At 60.8% G+C, this 15,756-nt stretch carries 10 protein-coding genes; 4 read left to right on the top strand and 6 right to left on the bottom strand.

Features of this window, described 5'->3' with window-relative positions; genetic code table 11:
- The first annotated feature begins 38 nt into the window (after positions 1–38).
- Positions 39–920: a class I SAM-dependent methyltransferase gene (locus HMPREF1155_RS00870; protein WP_155999071.1), complete on the top strand. Its 882-nt coding sequence runs from the start codon at positions 39–41 to the stop codon at positions 918–920.
- On the opposite strand, the gene cydD is transcribed toward HMPREF1155_RS00870, so the two are convergent.
- Entirely contained in the window at positions 917–4,690 is a 3,774-nt protein-coding gene (gene cydD / locus HMPREF1155_RS00865; protein ID WP_009076572.1) for a thiol reductant ABC exporter subunit CydD, read from the bottom strand. The two genes, HMPREF1155_RS00870 and cydD, sit on opposite strands and share 4 nt — an antisense overlap.
- Positions 4,691–5,151: 461 nt before the next feature.
- Here cydD and HMPREF1155_RS00860 point away from each other — a divergent pair, with 461 nt between their 5' ends.
- Positions 5,152–6,069, top strand: coding sequence for an NAD(P)/FAD-dependent oxidoreductase (locus HMPREF1155_RS00860; RefSeq protein WP_009076466.1), 918 nt, complete (start codon positions 5,152–5,154; stop codon positions 6,067–6,069).
- A gap of 229 nt (positions 6,070–6,298) precedes the next feature.
- Complete coding sequence (locus HMPREF1155_RS00855; protein ID WP_009076546.1) at positions 6,299–7,717, top strand: sodium-dependent transporter; 1,419 nt, start codon at positions 6,299–6,301, stop codon at positions 7,715–7,717.
- A gap of 170 nt (positions 7,718–7,887) precedes the next feature.
- Here the strand turns inward: HMPREF1155_RS00855 and HMPREF1155_RS00850 are convergent, their stop codons facing one another.
- The 5 genes from HMPREF1155_RS00850 to HMPREF1155_RS00830 all read right to left on the bottom strand — a co-directional run bounded on the left by HMPREF1155_RS00850 (position 7,888) and on the right by HMPREF1155_RS00830 (position 13,821).
- Entirely contained in the window at positions 7,888–8,598 is a 711-nt protein-coding gene (locus tag HMPREF1155_RS00850; protein WP_009076041.1) for a membrane protein, read from the bottom strand.
- Positions 8,599–8,602: 4 nt separating this feature from the next.
- On the bottom strand, positions 8,603–9,328 hold the full coding sequence (locus HMPREF1155_RS00845; RefSeq protein WP_039993069.1) for a molecular chaperone: 726 nt from the start codon (positions 9,326–9,328) through the stop codon (positions 8,603–8,605).
- A gap of 134 nt (positions 9,329–9,462) precedes the next feature.
- The gene (locus tag HMPREF1155_RS00840) at positions 9,463–10,089 is read right to left on the bottom strand and encodes a 4Fe-4S dicluster domain-containing protein (protein ID WP_009076396.1); all 627 of its coding nucleotides are present in this window, start codon (positions 10,087–10,089) and stop codon (positions 9,463–9,465) included.
- Positions 10,089–12,998: a molybdopterin-dependent oxidoreductase gene (locus HMPREF1155_RS00835; protein WP_009076162.1), complete on the bottom strand. Its 2,910-nt coding sequence runs from the start codon at positions 12,996–12,998 to the stop codon at positions 10,089–10,091. The genes HMPREF1155_RS00840 and HMPREF1155_RS00835 overlap by 1 nt, the downstream gene beginning before the upstream one ends.
- Positions 12,999–13,059: 61 nt before the next feature.
- On the bottom strand, positions 13,060–13,821 hold the full coding sequence (locus HMPREF1155_RS00830; protein WP_009076130.1) for a hypothetical protein: 762 nt from the start codon (positions 13,819–13,821) through the stop codon (positions 13,060–13,062).
- Between the two features lie 280 nt (positions 13,822–14,101).
- On the opposite strand from HMPREF1155_RS00830, the gene HMPREF1155_RS00825 reads away from it, so the two are divergent.
- Positions 14,102–15,643: a LuxR family transcriptional regulator gene (locus HMPREF1155_RS00825; RefSeq protein WP_009076213.1), complete on the top strand. Its 1,542-nt coding sequence runs from the start codon at positions 14,102–14,104 to the stop codon at positions 15,641–15,643.
- Positions 15,644–15,756 lie beyond the last annotated feature (113 nt).

Below are 15,756 nucleotides of genomic sequence, written 5' to 3'. Positions count from 1 at the left end.
CGGGAACGCACGGGCGGCCGTCCGTTATAATCCTGCGCATGAATACCGACGACGCGCGATACCTTGCTGCGCTCAACGAGCGTTTCTATCGGCTGCACGCCGATTCCTTCTCCGATACCCGGCAGGCTTTCTGGCAAGGGTGGATCCGCGCATGCGACAGGGTCGTGCCGGCCGTTCGCGAAGCGATCGGGCGCGCCGGGCATGGCGAAGCCTTCGATGAGGTCGGAATTGCCAAGCGCGATGAAGCCTTCGAGGGGGCTGAATGCATCGGGGACGGCGGCTCATCTGCCGTTCGCGTGCTCGACGCAGCCTGCGGCAACCTTCGGTTCGAGCGGTTTCTGGCAGCGCGCTATCCGCACGTGCCGTTCGCATTCGACGCGGTGGATTCGTGCGTCGAGCTCGCGCGCCTCGGGTCGGACGGTTTTTCCGGCGGGGATGTGCGCTTCGAAGAGCGTGATCTTATAGGGATGCTTCTCGAGGATCCGATATCTCCGTTTTCGTGCGAAGACGCATACGACCTGGCGGTCTGTTTCGGCTTCATGCATCATGCGCCCGGTTTCGAGAACCGCCTGCGCCTTCTTGAGGCCATGATGCGCGCGACGCGTCCGGAAGGCTTCGTCGTGGCGACGTTCTGGCAGTTCACGAACGATCCGGCACGTGCGGCGAAGGCTCGGCGCGACCATGCGCGCCTGGCGCGGGCCCTTGAGCGGCCGATCGCCTTCGAGCCAGGCGACTTCCTTCTCGGTTGGCAGGACGACGAGGCGGCCGTGCGCTATTGCCATGAGGCCGACGATGAGGAAATCGATCGGCTCGTCGCGGCGCTTGGGCGCCGCATGCCCGATACCCGCGTCGTGGACCGATTCAAGTCCGACGGCCGGACGGGCGATCTCAATGCCTACATCGTCCTTAAGCCCGCCTAGCAGTTCGCGTCGAATTCCAGAAGCGCTTGGAAACGCGCATCGCTTCGTGCGAGAGCGGCAGGCGTCCCATCCATCGCGATACGTCCGTCTTCGATGAAGACCACGCGGTCGAACCGTTCGATGCCTGCGAGGTGATGCGTCACCATGACGAGCGTGCGGTTCTGCGCCGCGTTCATGAACGTATCGAGCAGGCCGGTCTCCGTATCGGGATCGAGCCCGCTCATCGGCTCATCGAGCATGATGATAGGCGCCTTCGACAGCAGAACGCGTGCAAGCGCGATGCGGTGGCGTTCGCCGCCGGAAAACCGTGCGCCGTCCTCGCCGCAGAGCGTGTTCAGACCGCGGGGGAGGCGCGCAAGCGCCGGTGCGAGCCCGACGGATTCCATGGCGCCTCGCAGGTCGTCGTCGGTTGCGTTCGGATCGGCGATGCGCAGGTTCGCGCGCAGCGTCTGGTCGAAGACGTAGGGATCCTGCTGCACGTATCCGGCGATGCGTGCGATGCTGTTTCCGAAGGACGACGCCTCGCGCCCCGCGATGCGTATCGACCCGTTCCGAGGCGCCGCGTCTCCGCGCATGAGCGAAAGCAGCGTCGATTTGCCCGACCCGCTCCGGCCGAGCACGGCGACCTTCTGGCCGAAGGGTATGTCGAGCGTGATGCCGTCGAGCGCGGGGCGGTCCGAGCCGTCGTAGACGTATACGACCTCGCGCACGTCGATCGCGGGATGCGTCGCATCCGCTTCGTTCAGAAGACGGGTATCTCCCTGCGCATCCGCATGGCACTTGCGGTTCGGGAAGGCATCGCGATCGTCGGAGCCGCGCTCCTGACCGTTTCGCCCGCCTTTCGCGGGTTTCGCGCATGCGTGCCTGATGGCACGAGCCTCGTCCTCCGCTTCGGGAATGCGGTTCAGGTGTGTGATGGATTGGGCGTAGGTGCAGCTTACGGCCGCACCGTGCGGAAGGGGGGAGAATGCTTCCGCAAGGGAGAGGAATCCGAGGACGAAGGCCGCGACCCAGTTCGCCGCATTGCCCATGGCGCCTGGTTCGGCGAAGCGCTCGCCCGCCCAGACGATCGTCATGCATGTTCCGATGCAGAAGACCGCCGCCATCGAGGCGTCGATGACGTGGCGGCGGCGCTCAACTGCGGATTCTTCGCGTGCGATTGCGGACTGCGCCGTACGATGCGTCTCGAGGAATTCCGCCCCGCGGCCCGCGAGCACGATATCGTTCGAGCCCAAGACGTCATCGGTCAGGTTCGCATAGCATGCATCCGTCGCGTTCTTGCTGCGTTCCAGATGCGTGCGGTTCGCGCGCCAGGAAATGAGGGGAAGGACGAAGGCCGCAACGCCGAGGAGGACGGCCGTGCCGGCTGCGAAGGGCAGCGAGAGACATCCGAGCGCGATCACGACGAGCAGGTAGAGCAGAAGCGCTGTCACGGCAGGGAAGATGCTGCGCAGGTAGAGGTTCTGGATATGGCCGATGTCGTCGGATACGAGCCCGAGCACCTCGCCTGCGCTCCTGCGCGATCCAGGCGCAAGCGCGGTCTTCTCGAGCGCGGCATACAGGCGAAGACGCAGGTCCGATGTCATGCGGAAGACCCAGTCGTGACTGACGAGGCGCTCGAAGTAGCGAAGGACGGGTTTGCCGCCTCCGAATACCTGCACGCAGATAAGGGGCAGGTAGACGAGCAGGATGGCGTCAGGACGCTCGGCTGCGCGGCTAATGAGGTAGCCCGACGAGAACATAAGGAGCGTCGCGAAGGCGAGGGCGGCCACGCCGAGGGCGACGGCACGGATGAGCTCAGGGCGGAACATCGAGAAGTACGGACGCACCCAGCGGTCGCGTTCCGGAATATCGGCACCCGGAGCGACGGCATCGGCGGAGCCGGCTGCATGCGTGAAGGCCGCATCGTCGGAAGCCTGGTCGTCAAGGCTGCAGGTTACGCGGGATGCGCGGACGCTTGGCGAGCGGCCGGCCGAAAGAGTCTCGTCCAGGTGCGCAGCTTCGCCGGTTGCGGTTGGTGCAAACGTGAGGGCTGCGTCATATGCGATGCGCGCGCCGTCATCCGCGGCATGCTGCTCGTCCATGGCGCCTTCGACTTCGACAAGACGCCCCCCCTCCGTGCGGAAGACCCGATCGGCCTGTTCGAGCCAGTGAAGGCGATGCGTGACGATGATGCAGAGCCGGCCCTTGAGCAAAGGCAGCATGCGCTGTTTGAGCTCAAGCTCCGTTTCCACGTCGAGATGCTCGGTCGGCTCGTCCAAGACGAGGATGCGACGTTCGGGCACGAGGAAGGCGCGCGCGAGCGCGATACGTTGGGCTTGGCCGCCCGACAGCCCTCTGCCGCCTTCGCCGATCACGGCGTCGAGGCCGTCGGGCATCTCATCCACGAGGGCGTCGAGGCCTGCAGCCCGCGCTGCTTCGAGCACGGCCTCGTCAGACGCGTCGGGCGCATAGAAGCGCAGGTTGTCGCGCAACGATGCTTTGAACACATAGGGATTCTGGGGGATGTAGACGACCTGGCGTCGCCAGGCGTCGCAGGAAAGGTCGACGTCGATAGGGGCTTCGATTCCGCTGGAAACGGCGATCGCGCCCGTTGAAGGACGCAGGAAGCCTGCAATAAGGGAGGCAAGCGTGCTCTTTCCCGACCCGCTCGGGCCTATGAGCGCGACGACCTCATGTCCGTGCAGGTCGATGGTCGTCTCTTCGATCGCGGAGAAGCCGGCGTCCTCGTAGGCGACCGAGACGTCGCGCAGGGAAAGGACGGACGAATCGTTCCAGACCGCAGGCGCGGCCTTTTCCTCCGCCGGCGTTTCCTCGGTTCCGGTTCCCGTGCGTTCTTCGAGGTCGAGCATCGCCGCCAGAGCGTTCTTCCCATCGAGCGAGGCATGGAAGTCTCCGGCGAAGGCGCGGATGGGCTTGAAATATTCGGGCGAGAGGAAGAGCACCGCGAGCGCCGGGGCGAGCGCGATGCTGCCATCGATCAGATGGAGGCCGAGCATGATCGCGACGGCGGCGACGCCTGCGGTCGCGATGAGGTCGAGCACGGCGCCCGAAAGCGTGGCGACCTTGAGCGTGTCGATCGTCGCGCGGCGGAATGCCTCGCTCGTCTCGAAGACCTGGATCCCGCGTGCCCGTCCGGCGCCGAGGGCCTTGATGGTAGGCAGCCCCCGCAGCGTGTCGATGAAATGGTTGGACATCGTCTGGAACGCACGGTACTGGCGTTGCGCCTTATCCTGCGCCATGTTTCCGATCAAGATCATGAAGAAGACGATGATGGGGAACAGCACGAGCAGGATGAACGCCGAAACGATATCGAGCGGAATCGCAGCGATGAAGATGATCAGGGGAATCACGACGATGCCGACCATTTTGGGCAGCACGAGCTTGAGATACGATTCGACCTGTGCGGCTCCTTCGATGAGCGTCTGTGCGACGGCGGCCGAGCCTGCCTTCTCCTTCAGACGCGCGTCGCCCGAGAACGTCCGTTCCATCAGCCGCTCGCGAATCTCGTTCACGCGCGAGCGCGCGAACGATTCCATGCGGGTATCCGATATCCAGGCAACGGCTTGGGATGCAAGGAAGCATGCGGCGAAGACGGCGACGGGCAGGGCCTGATCGGATACGGGATTCCCGTTCCAGATGCGTGCGATGGCCGTCGAGAGCCCCCATGCCTCTCCGAGCACGCAGAGCGCATGCGCGAAGGCGGCGACGAGAAGCATGATGAGCGCGCGTCGGACGGCGGGCAGGGCGAAAAGTCTCTTATCGAACATCGGCCGGCTTTCTATCGGGGAGGGGATGCCGCACGTCCCGGGTCGATCTTCGCCGTGCGTCTCGCGGAGGATGCGTACGGTCGCATGTGTCGATGGAATGCGCCGTTCGGCCTGGTCGACGGGCGCAGATTCTTACGTTTCGCATGCGGCGCAGGCATTCCGTTCGGTGCGTTCCCCTGCATGTGCATTGTTGCTCGATGCGTAGCATATGCATTTTAAAGCATGGTGCGGGCGGATAGACGTATAGAGGCTTCGGCCTCGGTCAATCTGCAGACGAAAGGCCGGATTCGCTCGATCGTCCGCAAAGATGCGCGTCCGTAGGATTCGGCGGAGATGACAGGCGGTTCTCATCTTCTGCCTATTGCCTTTCATAGAGCCGCGTGCTGGCGTAGGATGTGTCGTGCGACTCAGAGGGACGAACCGGCGATGCGCGCCGGTATGGGGAAAGGAAGCATCGCATCATGTACGACATCATCATCGTGGGAGCCGGTCCGGCGGGGTTGAGCGCCGCGTACTACGCGCTCTGCAACGGACGCAAGACGGTCATCTTCGAGGCAGGCCAGGTCGGAGGAACTATTTCGCACGTGTCGGCTATCACGCATTTCGCGGGCGCGCCGCAGTGGATGCCGGGCGCCGACTTCGCGAAGGCGTTGGAGGACGACGCGACGGCCGCCGGGGCGGACATTCGTCACGAAGCCGTGCGTGCGATAGAGATGACGGCCTCGGGCGTTCGTCGCGTCGTGACCGACGCCGGCGTCTATGAATCGAAATGCGTCGTCTTGGCGCACGGCGGCACGCCGCGAGCGGCGGGCTACGATGGGGAAGATGCTTTTGCCGGTCGTTTCACCAGGCTGAACGCACCGCGCGACGCTGCTCGGTTCGCTGAGCGCGAAGTCTACGTGATCGGCGGCGCGAATGGGGCCGCCAAGGAGGCGATCTTCCTAGCGAAGACGGCGGCGCGCGTGACCATCGTGTGCGTCGAGCCTGCGCTTGCGTGCTCGTCCCAGTTCAGGGGTATCATCGAGGCGACGGACGCCATCGTCGTCCGTCCTGCGAGCAAGATCGTTGCGGTGCGCGGGGAGGGCGAGCTTTCCGAGATCGACATCGAATCGTTGGCCGACGGGTCGGTCGAGACCGTGTCGTGCCCGGGTGCGGGCGTGTTCTCGTACGCAGGGGCCACGCCGAACACGGGCATGCTCGACGGCGCGATCGAGCTGGATGCCGCAGGCTATATCGTGACCGACGAGGCGATGCGCACGAGCGCGGATGGCGTGTTCGCGGCCGGAGACATCCGATCCAAGAAGGTGCGCCAGGTGGCGACTGCCGTCGGAGACGGCGCGATTGCCGGCATGTCCGCTTCTGCGTACTGTTCTAGATAGGCTCTGTCGACGCTCGGCGCATCTTCGACCGTCCTCTTCTCTGGTGTACGCTTCGGAAGAGGGGAGCGTTCTGTCCTCTTGCTTGCCATAGGGCGCGCTCGTGCCGTACAATCCCGAATTCGGCAGGCATTCCCCCCGGAATTCGCCCGCCCCACACACCGATCGTTTCGTGCGACGTTAACCCTGCGTCGCGTATGAATGCGCGTCCGCGCAGGGAAAGGACGTTGCCATGTCTTCGGACACCCGTATCATCGAGCCCAAATCTCCAGGCGATTCCGCAGCGGGTTCCCGCGCGCAATGGTCGGGCAAGCTTGCATTCGTGCTGGCCGCTGCCGCTTCTGCCGTCGGCTTGGGAAGCATGTGGCGCTTCCCGTATCTTGCGGCGCACTATGGCGGCGGGGCGTTCCTCCTGCTCTTCGTCGTTTTCGTGTTCACGCTCGGCATTTCGCTCCTCACGCTGGAAGTCGCCTTCGGCCGCAAGACGCGGCAGAGTGCGATCGGCGCATATCGCCAGTTCGGAGATCGGTATTCCTTCATCGGCGTGCTGTCGTCGGCAGTGCCGTTCATCATCGCGCCCTATTATTGCGTGATCGGCGGCTGGGTGACCAAGTACGCGTTCGCCTACGTCTTCGACTCGCCTTCGGCGATGGCCGACGGGGGGACGTACTTCTCGTCCTTCATCGCGAACGGGCCGCAGAGCGTGAGTTTCATGCTGGTGTTTCTGACGGTCACGTTCCTGACGGTCGCTCTTGGCGTGAACGGCGGCATCGAGAAGGCGAATCTCATCATGATGCCGGCGCTTATCGTCATGTCCATCGCGGTGGCTGCCTATACGCTGACGCTTCCCGGCGCGCTTGACGGGCTCGTCTATTACCTGAAGCCTGACTTTTCCAAATTCTCGATAGACCTCGTGGTCGCCGCGCTCGGGCAGACGTTCTTCGCGCTCTCCATCGCGATGGCCATCATGGTGACGTACGGCTCCTACGTGAAGTCCGAGGTGTCCATTCCCACGTCGTCCGTGCAGACCGCCGGCATGACGCTCGGCATATCCCTGCTCGCGGGCATGATGGTCGTGCCCGCCGCCTTCGTCGCGTTCGGCTCGGGTGCCGCCGTCGCCGAGAACTCGGGTCCGTCGCTCATGTTCATCGTGCTTCCTCAGGTATTCGAGAACATGGGGCCGGTCGCGGGTGCGCTCGGGTTCGTGTTCTTCCTGCTCGTGTTCTTCGCGGCGCTCACGAGCGCCATCTCGCTCGTCGAGGCGTGCACATCGATTCTGGCCGATGCCCTCGGCGCCATGCGCCGTCGCGCGCTCGTCATCGTCATCGTGTACGTGTCCGTCGTCGGCATCGTCGTGGCGCTCGGGTACAGCGGGCTTTCGTTCATCCAGCCGATGGGCGAGGGATCGACGATCCTCGACGCGCTCGACTTCGTTTCCAATTCGGTGCTCATGCCTGCAGTCGCGCTGATCACCTGCCTGTTCTTCGGATGGATCGTGAAGCCTCGGGTCATCATCGACGAAATTCGCCGCTCGTCGGAATTCCGCCTGGCAAATGCGTGGTCGGCCATGATCAAGTACGTGGCGCCGGTCTGCATCCTCGTGATTCTCGTGGCGTCGATCGGGAAATCCCTCGGGTTCTTCAGCTTCTAGGCGCATAACGGCTGTCCACCACGCACATCGCCCACGCCCAGCCGTTCGTGGCAGGCTGGCCGATGGGACGCGCATTCGTGCCTGAGCTTCCTTCCGAGCTTCGTGTTTCGGCATCTGCAAGACCATAGGCTGCCGTGCGGGCATGCTTGCGCTCCGCTTCCTGCGCCTCTTCAGTTTGCCGCTTCGTCTTCCGAGAGCTCGCAGCTTTGCTCTTCCGTGCGGTCGGTCAGGAATCGATGCACACGAGCTACCGCGTAGATTCCAAAGATCGCCGTATACATGAACATCGACGCGATCGCCGCGTCGCCGCCTCCGATCGCGGCAGGCATGAGCAGCAGAAGCAGATGCACGTACACCAGTCCGAAGAACAGGTACGCAAGGCGTTGCACGGCCTTCCATCCCCTTGCGTCCATGTGCTTCTTCACGGACTTGAACGACGTTACGCCAAGCAAGATGAGCAGCACGAATAGGCCGATTGCCACAACGATGCCTATCATGACGTTATTCCTGACGCCTGCGCCTCCGATTAGGGGGGAAAGGTAAGACTGCAGGTATACGACCACGTGCCCGAGCGTGAGGATCCAGGCGACGATAGAGAGTTCGGTCCGGATGGGGCGCAGCCAGAGAGCGACCTTCGATGTGCGCGGAAGCACGCCGATATACATGACCACAATGAACAATGCCAGCGGCACCAGGCATTTCTGAATAGTCCAGAAGAAGGCCAAGCGCACGCTTCGCGAAGCATCGAGCGAGTCGAGCATCAGAAACGTCACGACGACGATCGACGCAAGGACGTAGAAGGCGAGAGGCGCCTTCTTCAGGGGGTTTCGCAGCGCAAAACATGCCGCGATGGCGATGAGAAGAACAAGAACCGCATTCATGGCCTTAGGATTCCTTGCTCCGAGTCTGAAGCTCTCCGATGATGTCGGCAAGAAGCTGCTCGTCGAAGAGGAAGAAGCCCTTGGTGAACTTCAGGACGCCGCAATAGAAACGCGTGTGCAGGAGGCGCCCGGCGAGCTCAGAGAGCGTGTCGAACCATGAGAGGATATGCGCGTTCAGAAAATCTCGGGATATGCTCAACCATTCGACGGCTGCATCCGCGTTTTCCCTCTCGAGCGCTTCAATGGCGCGGTTGGACAGGACTACCAGGAACTCGCACATGAATGACAGGTGGTCATGCGGATAGTCGTATCCTTCCGCGCGCTCCACGCTGTATTGGCGATACAGTTGATAGACCTCATGATAGGCCCCTTGGAACATAAGCCCTTCCTCGCTTGTGTGCACCGATTCGTATGGCGCGGCATAGCGGCCCTTCCATGAAGAGGTGCATCCGAACGCGCCCGTATAGTCGACAGCCAGCTCCTGGCGGGTGCCCGAATCGCGCTTCGCAAGGTAGCGCTTCATGTCGTTGATGCCTGCCGTGAGTTCGTCGTTTATGTTCTCGTACGCTGATAAATCGGCAGCTGCGAAGCCATTCACCTGTTCGGCAGTCAGGGGCATGAAATACACGTTAGCCAGCATATCATAGGTTGCGTTACGGCCGCGCAGCGCTTCGACGATGGTGGCAAACGGTTTTGTGCTCTGTGTCTTGGAATCTTTGGGTTCTGTCATGGGTTCCTCCGATTGCGATTGCGCCTTACGGATTCCGGCACCGTTCGAGGCGAGGTGGGAAGAGGCGCAGGGCAAGGAGGGAAAATGCCCTGCGCCGAATGGGGGATCGGGTGCTCGTCGAGCGAGTTCGGCCGTTACTTCTCGTACCGCGTGACCTCGATATCGGAATTTTTCCATGGCTGCCATTCGGCAGTCGTGCGCATGATGTAAATCGTGGCCGGCTCTACGTTTCCGATGTCGTCAAGCTGATGGCAGCTTTTCTCGCCGGCTTCGGCGACGGCCTTGGAGACGTCGCTTTCCGGGTCGTCCAAATCGCCGAAGAGACGTGCGCCGGTGCAGCAGTTGCGCACACATGCGGGCTTCCAGTCCTTGTCGGGTTCGGCGACGTGGTCCTCATAGCATAGCGTGCACTTGTCGACCGTGTTATTGCCGGCGTTGTACCAGCGCATCTCGTAGGGGCAACCCTCCATGCAGCTCTTGCAGCCGATGCAAGTTTCTCTGTCTACGAGCACGACGCCGGTCTCTTCGTCACGATGGCTTGCGCCGGTCGGGCATACCTCGATGCATCCCGGGTTTTCGCACTGCTGGCATTGCAGGGGCAGCCAGTACATGCTTACATCAGGATAGGTTCCCATCGGGCCTATCGTGCTCACGCGGTTGCGATACACGCCAAGATCGATGTTATGCCAGTGCTTGCAGGCGGCAGTGCAGGAATCGCATCCGCTGCAGCGGTCAAGGTCGATAACGAGGCAGTTTTTCATCAGAACACATCCTCCGTCCTGGATTCGCCTTGTAGGGTGGGCATGAAGGGCTGGAACTCTTCAGGCTCGACCCAGACATTGTCGGGTCGCTCGGATCTTTCGATCTTCACTGTGAAGCCGCGGTTGGTGTAGGAGCCGAAGACCTCGTTGAACGGTGCGGTGTTCTTGGTGAGCACATTGACGTTCTCCTGAGTCCAGCCACCGTCCGGGTTATCTTGCGATTCATCGAAGGCCTCGGGGTTCCAGAAGCGCTCCATCCATACGGTCTTGGGGTTGATGGCTTCGGTCAGCCATGCACGTGCGCGGATCTCGCCGCGGCGGCTGGTGACTTTCACCCAGTCCATATGCTCGATGCCGAGCTCCTTGGCGCTTGTTGGATTCATGCGAATCTCGGCGCATGGGAAAAGCTCGCGGCTGTAGGCCGCATGGCGCATGGTGCCGTGATGGAAGTACGGAACGCGGCCGCTGGTGAGGACGAATGGATACTCGTCGCGATCGTCGATTTGCTGCGTGGAGTCGGAATACGGGCTCTCGCAAGGTTCGATGGGAACGCAGATCGGACTGTAATCGTCGCAGGCTTCTTGCGGCTTTGGATAGCAGTACGGATATCCGGTACGGGAAAGGCGCAGTAGAATCTGCGTATAAGTTTCGATCTTGCGGGATTCGGTGGCGAATCCTATGGGCAGCCCATCGTCGTCTTCTGCGATCGTCTCATGTTGGTTGTAGTTGAAGTATCCGGGAGTGATGAGGGGCACGTACTTGTCCGTGTTCTTGTGGAGGTCGTCCCAGTCTTTCGCGCCGAATGTCTCTACGAGGCTATCCTTTATCTCCTTTTCGGTTGCGCTGCCTATGTAGCCAGGCTTGAGTCCAGGCAGTTCACCGCCGAGCTTCTCGGCTACCTTCTTGAGCACCTGCGCGGCGGGGATGCTGTGGCTTACCGTCTCGCCGATGTGGGTGCATTCGTTCTGCAGCCACCGGGTATCGAGCTGGGTCATGTTGACCATGGGCTCTTCCAACCATTCGCGCAGCGGGAACATCAGATCGGCGGCCTCGAATTGGAAGGATGTGATCATCGGATATTGCGTGATGACGTAATCGACTTCAGGAAAGACTTCGTACCAGCTCTTGGCGTTGCCGAGCATCGCAAGCTTATTCCCGGACATATCGAACCATATGCGCGGTTTGAAGGGCTCTCCGGTGGCTATGGCGTCGCGTACGCTGGGAATATGGCTGTGGCACCAGGCATAGAGACCCTTATGGTCCTTCATGCCTATGCGATCGACGAGCAGCTGATTGGCAAGCTCCTGTTGCGATACGTCGGCTCTGCCCGCAGGAGTTTCCTCCCCGCGCGCCCAAGCCTCGTTCTGCGCGTCGGACAGGCCGATGACGGCCCCGACACCGTACATGGCGCTGAACATGCCGCCGAAGCCATTGTTGAAGGTGTACTGGCGCTTGAGCGACTGGGTGCCTGTAGCGTCGGTGAAGTATCCGCCGCCTTTCTGGGTCATGGTGCAACCGGGCTTGTTGATATAGCCCATGATGGAATCCAGGCCCATGAGCCCGATGGGAACTTGGCTTGCCGATTCCGTCATATCGGAAGCGACGCCGTTGGCGATGCCGCCGACATGCTTCAGACATCCGCCTTCGTCATCGGCATGCGTATACAGGCGGATAGCGGCTTCGATCTTGTCGGCCTCGAGCCAGCAGTCTTCGGCGGTCTTTTCTAAAGTCCAGGGCTCGGCCTCATCTTTGTAGATCTGGCCTGCGGTCTTGTAGACTTTGCCGTTAAACGTGCCTTCCCAGAATATCTTGGGGTCGACGGCGCTCTGCTCCGGCGCGCTGTATTCGAATGGCGCCACGGCATTCGTCTTGAGGTCGTAGCAGACATAGGCCGGGGTGTGTTCGGGTGTTGACTGTTCGAAGCCGGGGAAGAGCTCGTTCGCCTTTACAGGCAGTTTGGTGTCAGGATCGATGAGAAACGGCAGGTTCGTCCAGTACTTTACGAACTGCTCATTATACAGCTTGTTCTCAAAAATGTAACGGTACCAGCTCAGGATTAGCTTGGTGTCGGTCGCTGGGCGAATGGGCAGCCATACGTCGGCATGGACGGCGTCGGGCGAAAAGTTCGGGTCCACGACGACCGTCTTCACACCGGCTGCGCGCAGCTCGGCTATGCCGCGGCCGGATTCGGCGGTTTGCGACACGGAAGGCTGGGCACCCCAAATAACGACGACCTCTGCTTTGTTGTCAGGTGCGGGACGGAAGATCTCCTGCACCGCGTTGTCGGCAATCGACTGGTCATCGCCTCCGTAGAACAACTTAGACAAGGTCCAACGAGGCAGATAGCACTGTGCGCAGCCGGGCTCGAAGACGGTTGGCGAACCCATGGCCATAGGGAGCGTCATGGCTTGCATGAACGAATACGCGCCGCCGCCTCCTACGCTGGAGAAGAACGAATAAGGTCCGTACTGCTGAATGGCGTCGGCGATGTGGGTTGCCGCCTCATCGATGGCTTCGTCCCAGGTGATCTGCTCCCACTTGTTGGTGCCGCGCTCAATGTGGCGCAGGGGGTGAAGCACGCGGCGCGGACTGTACATAGTGTGAACCTGATTCAGGCCTTTGATGCACAGGCTGCCGCGGCTCACGGGAGCTTCCGGATCCCCTTCGAGCTTCACGACGACACCGTCTTTCAGGTATGCGATGGCTGGACACATCTGAATGCAGCCATGGCAACTGGTGCGCATCGTGGCGTCGTAGTTCAGATGGGTTCCGAACGCAGCTTCGTCCGACTTCTTTTCTCCTTCCTTCGATTTCATGCATCCCGAAAGGGAAGCGCCGATGGCCGTGACGGCCGCGGTCATCGCGGACGCTTTCACGAAGTTTCGGCGAGTCAGGTCGGATTTCGTCATAGTCTCCTTCTTTCCCGTTCTCGTGATTCTCGCCCGGTGCGCCTGACGCACCGGGTTCCCCCTACAGATCATCAGATAGATACGAGCGCCCCTCCTCCGTCAGTTTCCATCCTTTATCCCAGACCAGAATGCCAGCACGTTCAAGCTTGTCGATGAAGACGCTGGGCTGCACGACCTCGATCCGTCCGTTAATGACGGTTTCGAGCACGGGCCGTCCGCTCAAAAGGCTCTTGACGTCGTCGTAGCTGCGCGGCTTTTCCGCTATGAAGCGCAGCAGTTCGTCAAAGGTGTCTGCCCGGTCGGGACGGGTGCCCATGAGGTCGGCCAGACGCGTGAGAGGGTTATGTTCAACTACGATTTCACATCCGATATCAGTGGTGCGGTATCCGACGAGCACGACAAGGTCATCGATCTCGTCTTCGGTAAGACCTTCTTTTTCCTCGGAAGTCACCTCGTGACCGTCTGCAGCGCGCTCGATAATGGAAAGACCGTCTTCACGGGCGAGCGATTTAGCCATATATGCAGGATTTTCCGTGGCACGGGACGCTTCGGGGAATCCTGCTGCGAACCTGTCGATATCAGCAATGGTGCGCTCCTCGATACAGAAGGCAAGGATGCGCATCATGAGTTCACGATTGAGCGGCTGGCGCGTTATCAGGCGGTTGATGATGCGTTTCTTATCTTCTAAAGATATGCCGGCTTTCTTGCGGGAAAGTATGGCTTCATCGTTTTCGGCCGGTCTGGAAAGCCCGTTGTCTTCTTGCTCGCACCTTTTCGATATCCACTGGTTTTCCTGCGCAAGGCGCTTGAAATCTGTTGCCATGCGACATCCTCCCCCTTGTTTCTTGGATGCAGGTCTTGTTACTCGTTGCGACCGCGTTTCGGCCGCCGCGACATGCATCCCGCGTTCCCCCTTGTTGCGAAGCTACTCTGCAGGTAGATAGCTGGAAAGATGCAAAATGCGGTATTGGGGTGAATGAGTCGCGCTCGAAACTCACGCAGTCATTGGGTGAGGAAAATACCTCATTGCGGAATCCCTGGTCGCACGTCTGTTCAACCGTTATCATGAAGAGCGCTTCTATCGTGTGTTCTAGGGGGAGAACATGCAAGAGAAAACGTTCTGGAGCGGGCTCGTGTCCGCTTGCCCGGCCCTTCCGTATGCGGCTACGGGATTGTGGATGGCGTGGATGCGTATTGCATACGACGGCGTGGTCTGGATTTCCACAGTCGATTCAGCGGCCGATACCGTCGACGATATGTATGTCATATCAATGGCGGCGCTCGCATTCGGGCTCGTCGCACTTGGCTTTCTGTCGCATCGGGTCGTCCATCTCATGGAGCGTTCGTGGTTCATCTTGGGTTCGGGACTCCTGTCCGCCCTTGGCTGTTTCGCGGTCATCCTCGTGGGTCCCTTCTTCCTCCAGGATGTTCTGGCGGCTACAGGGTTTCTTTATCCGGTGTATTACAGCGGATGCGTGTTGGCGGGTCTTGGGCTTGCTCCCATCGTGATCGGCTGTTCCCGCATGCTCGGCTGCCTTCTTCCTCGCAATGCGATTTTGCGTTTGGCGTGGGCGAGCGTCGTCATGGTGGGTGTGTACTTCGTCGCCACCGGGTTTCCTCAGTGGCGTATCTTTGGAGACGGTCCGCAAGTCTTAGGCGCCGTCGCTTTCGTGCTTCTGCCCCTGGGCTCCGCCCTATGCGCGATTCTCTATAGATTTGTGCGCATGCAGGGCGATCGGTGCGCGCCTTCGTTAGACGTAGGCAGCTTACCGCCGGCGTTTTGGAAGCTCGCAGCTGCAGTAAGCGTACTTGCGTTTTCTGCGGGTGTGTTGCAGGGCTATGGGAGCGTGTACATCTTCGACAGCACCGGCGTGTTGCGTGCGTCGTGTATCGTGCTTTTCCAATTGCCTGTCGCCGGCGCGTTCATCGCGATTGCCGTTGGTGCCGATGAAAATGAACCGAACTTCGCACGCCTGTTCACCATAGTCATGGTCATTGCGGGATTTTTCATAGCGTTGGCGCCGGTGATGGGCGCTTCGATTCCGGCGTTCTTCCATGCGGTGCCGTTTTGCATGCGCATATTCGAGTTCGTGCTGCTGTGTCTGCTGGCGTTCATCGTCTATCAGCGTTGCATTTCCACCTTGATCGTCATCGGTATCGCTTACGGTATGTACACGGCGGCATCGTGCATGGGGTATGCAATCGGAGCTTATGCCATGCCGTCGTTGCAGGGCGGTATGACCGCGGTGTATGCTTTCTCCGCCATCTCATTCGTCACGTTGGCGGCGGCGTTTCTGGTTTTCACAGAAAAACAGTTCAAGCGGCTCTATGAAGGCGTCGAAGACGATGTCGCCCCTCTGTCTCGCCTCATGAAGAAGCGGATAGACGCACGCGTCGATATCGAGACGCATCGCGGCAAGTTCAATATAGCGATGGATTTCATCTCCGATGAATACCGTTTGTCGCGACGTGAGAAAGAAGTGTTGCGCCATCTTGCCATGGGGCATGACAGCATGCGCATTGCCGAGGATGAGCACATCAGCTGGAATACCGTTCGCACGCACACGCGCAATCTCTATCGCAAACTGGACGTGCACAGCAAGCGCGAGTTGACGGAGCTTATCGAGAAGTACCTCGATTCGTAGGGGATGCGACGGGCAGGGGACTGCCTGAGCTGCATCCATGTTTCGACATCCGCAAGCCTCCGAGATCGGAACGGCTACGCCTGAGCTCCGATCGTTGCGTTTTCAATCAGCCG

The organism is Slackia sp. CM382, from assembly GCF_000293015.1.
Lineage (GTDB): Bacteria > Actinomycetota > Coriobacteriia > Coriobacteriales > Eggerthellaceae > Slackia > Slackia exigua.
This window is presented reverse-complemented; position numbering and strand designations above follow the sequence as displayed.

Coding starts and splice junctions, on each gene's coding strand:
- cydD (WP_009076572.1), bottom strand. CDS start 4,690: ATGTTCGATAAGAGACTTTTCGCCCTGCCCGCCGTCCGACGCGCGCTC.
- HMPREF1155_RS00840 (WP_009076396.1), bottom strand. CDS start 10,089: ATGAAAAACTGCCTCGTTATCGACCTTGACCGCTGCAGCGGATGCGAT.
- HMPREF1155_RS00830 (WP_009076130.1), bottom strand. CDS start 13,821: ATGGCAACAGATTTCAAGCGCCTTGCGCAGGAAAACCAGTGGATATCG.
- HMPREF1155_RS00845 (WP_039993069.1), bottom strand. CDS start 9,328: ATGACAGAACCCAAAGATTCCAAGACACAGAGCACAAAACCGTTTGCC.
- HMPREF1155_RS00825 (WP_009076213.1), top strand. CDS start 14,102: ATGCAAGAGAAAACGTTCTGGAGCGGGCTCGTGTCCGCTTGCCCGGCC.
- HMPREF1155_RS00835 (WP_009076162.1), bottom strand. CDS start 12,998: ATGACGAAATCCGACCTGACTCGCCGAAACTTCGTGAAAGCGTCCGCG.
- HMPREF1155_RS00850 (WP_009076041.1), bottom strand. CDS start 8,598: ATGAATGCGGTTCTTGTTCTTCTCATCGCCATCGCGGCATGTTTTGCG.
- HMPREF1155_RS00855 (WP_009076546.1), top strand. CDS start 6,299: ATGTCTTCGGACACCCGTATCATCGAGCCCAAATCTCCAGGCGATTCC.
- HMPREF1155_RS00860 (WP_009076466.1), top strand. CDS start 5,152: ATGTACGACATCATCATCGTGGGAGCCGGTCCGGCGGGGTTGAGCGCC.
- HMPREF1155_RS00870 (WP_155999071.1), top strand. CDS start 39: ATGAATACCGACGACGCGCGATACCTTGCTGCGCTCAACGAGCGTTTC.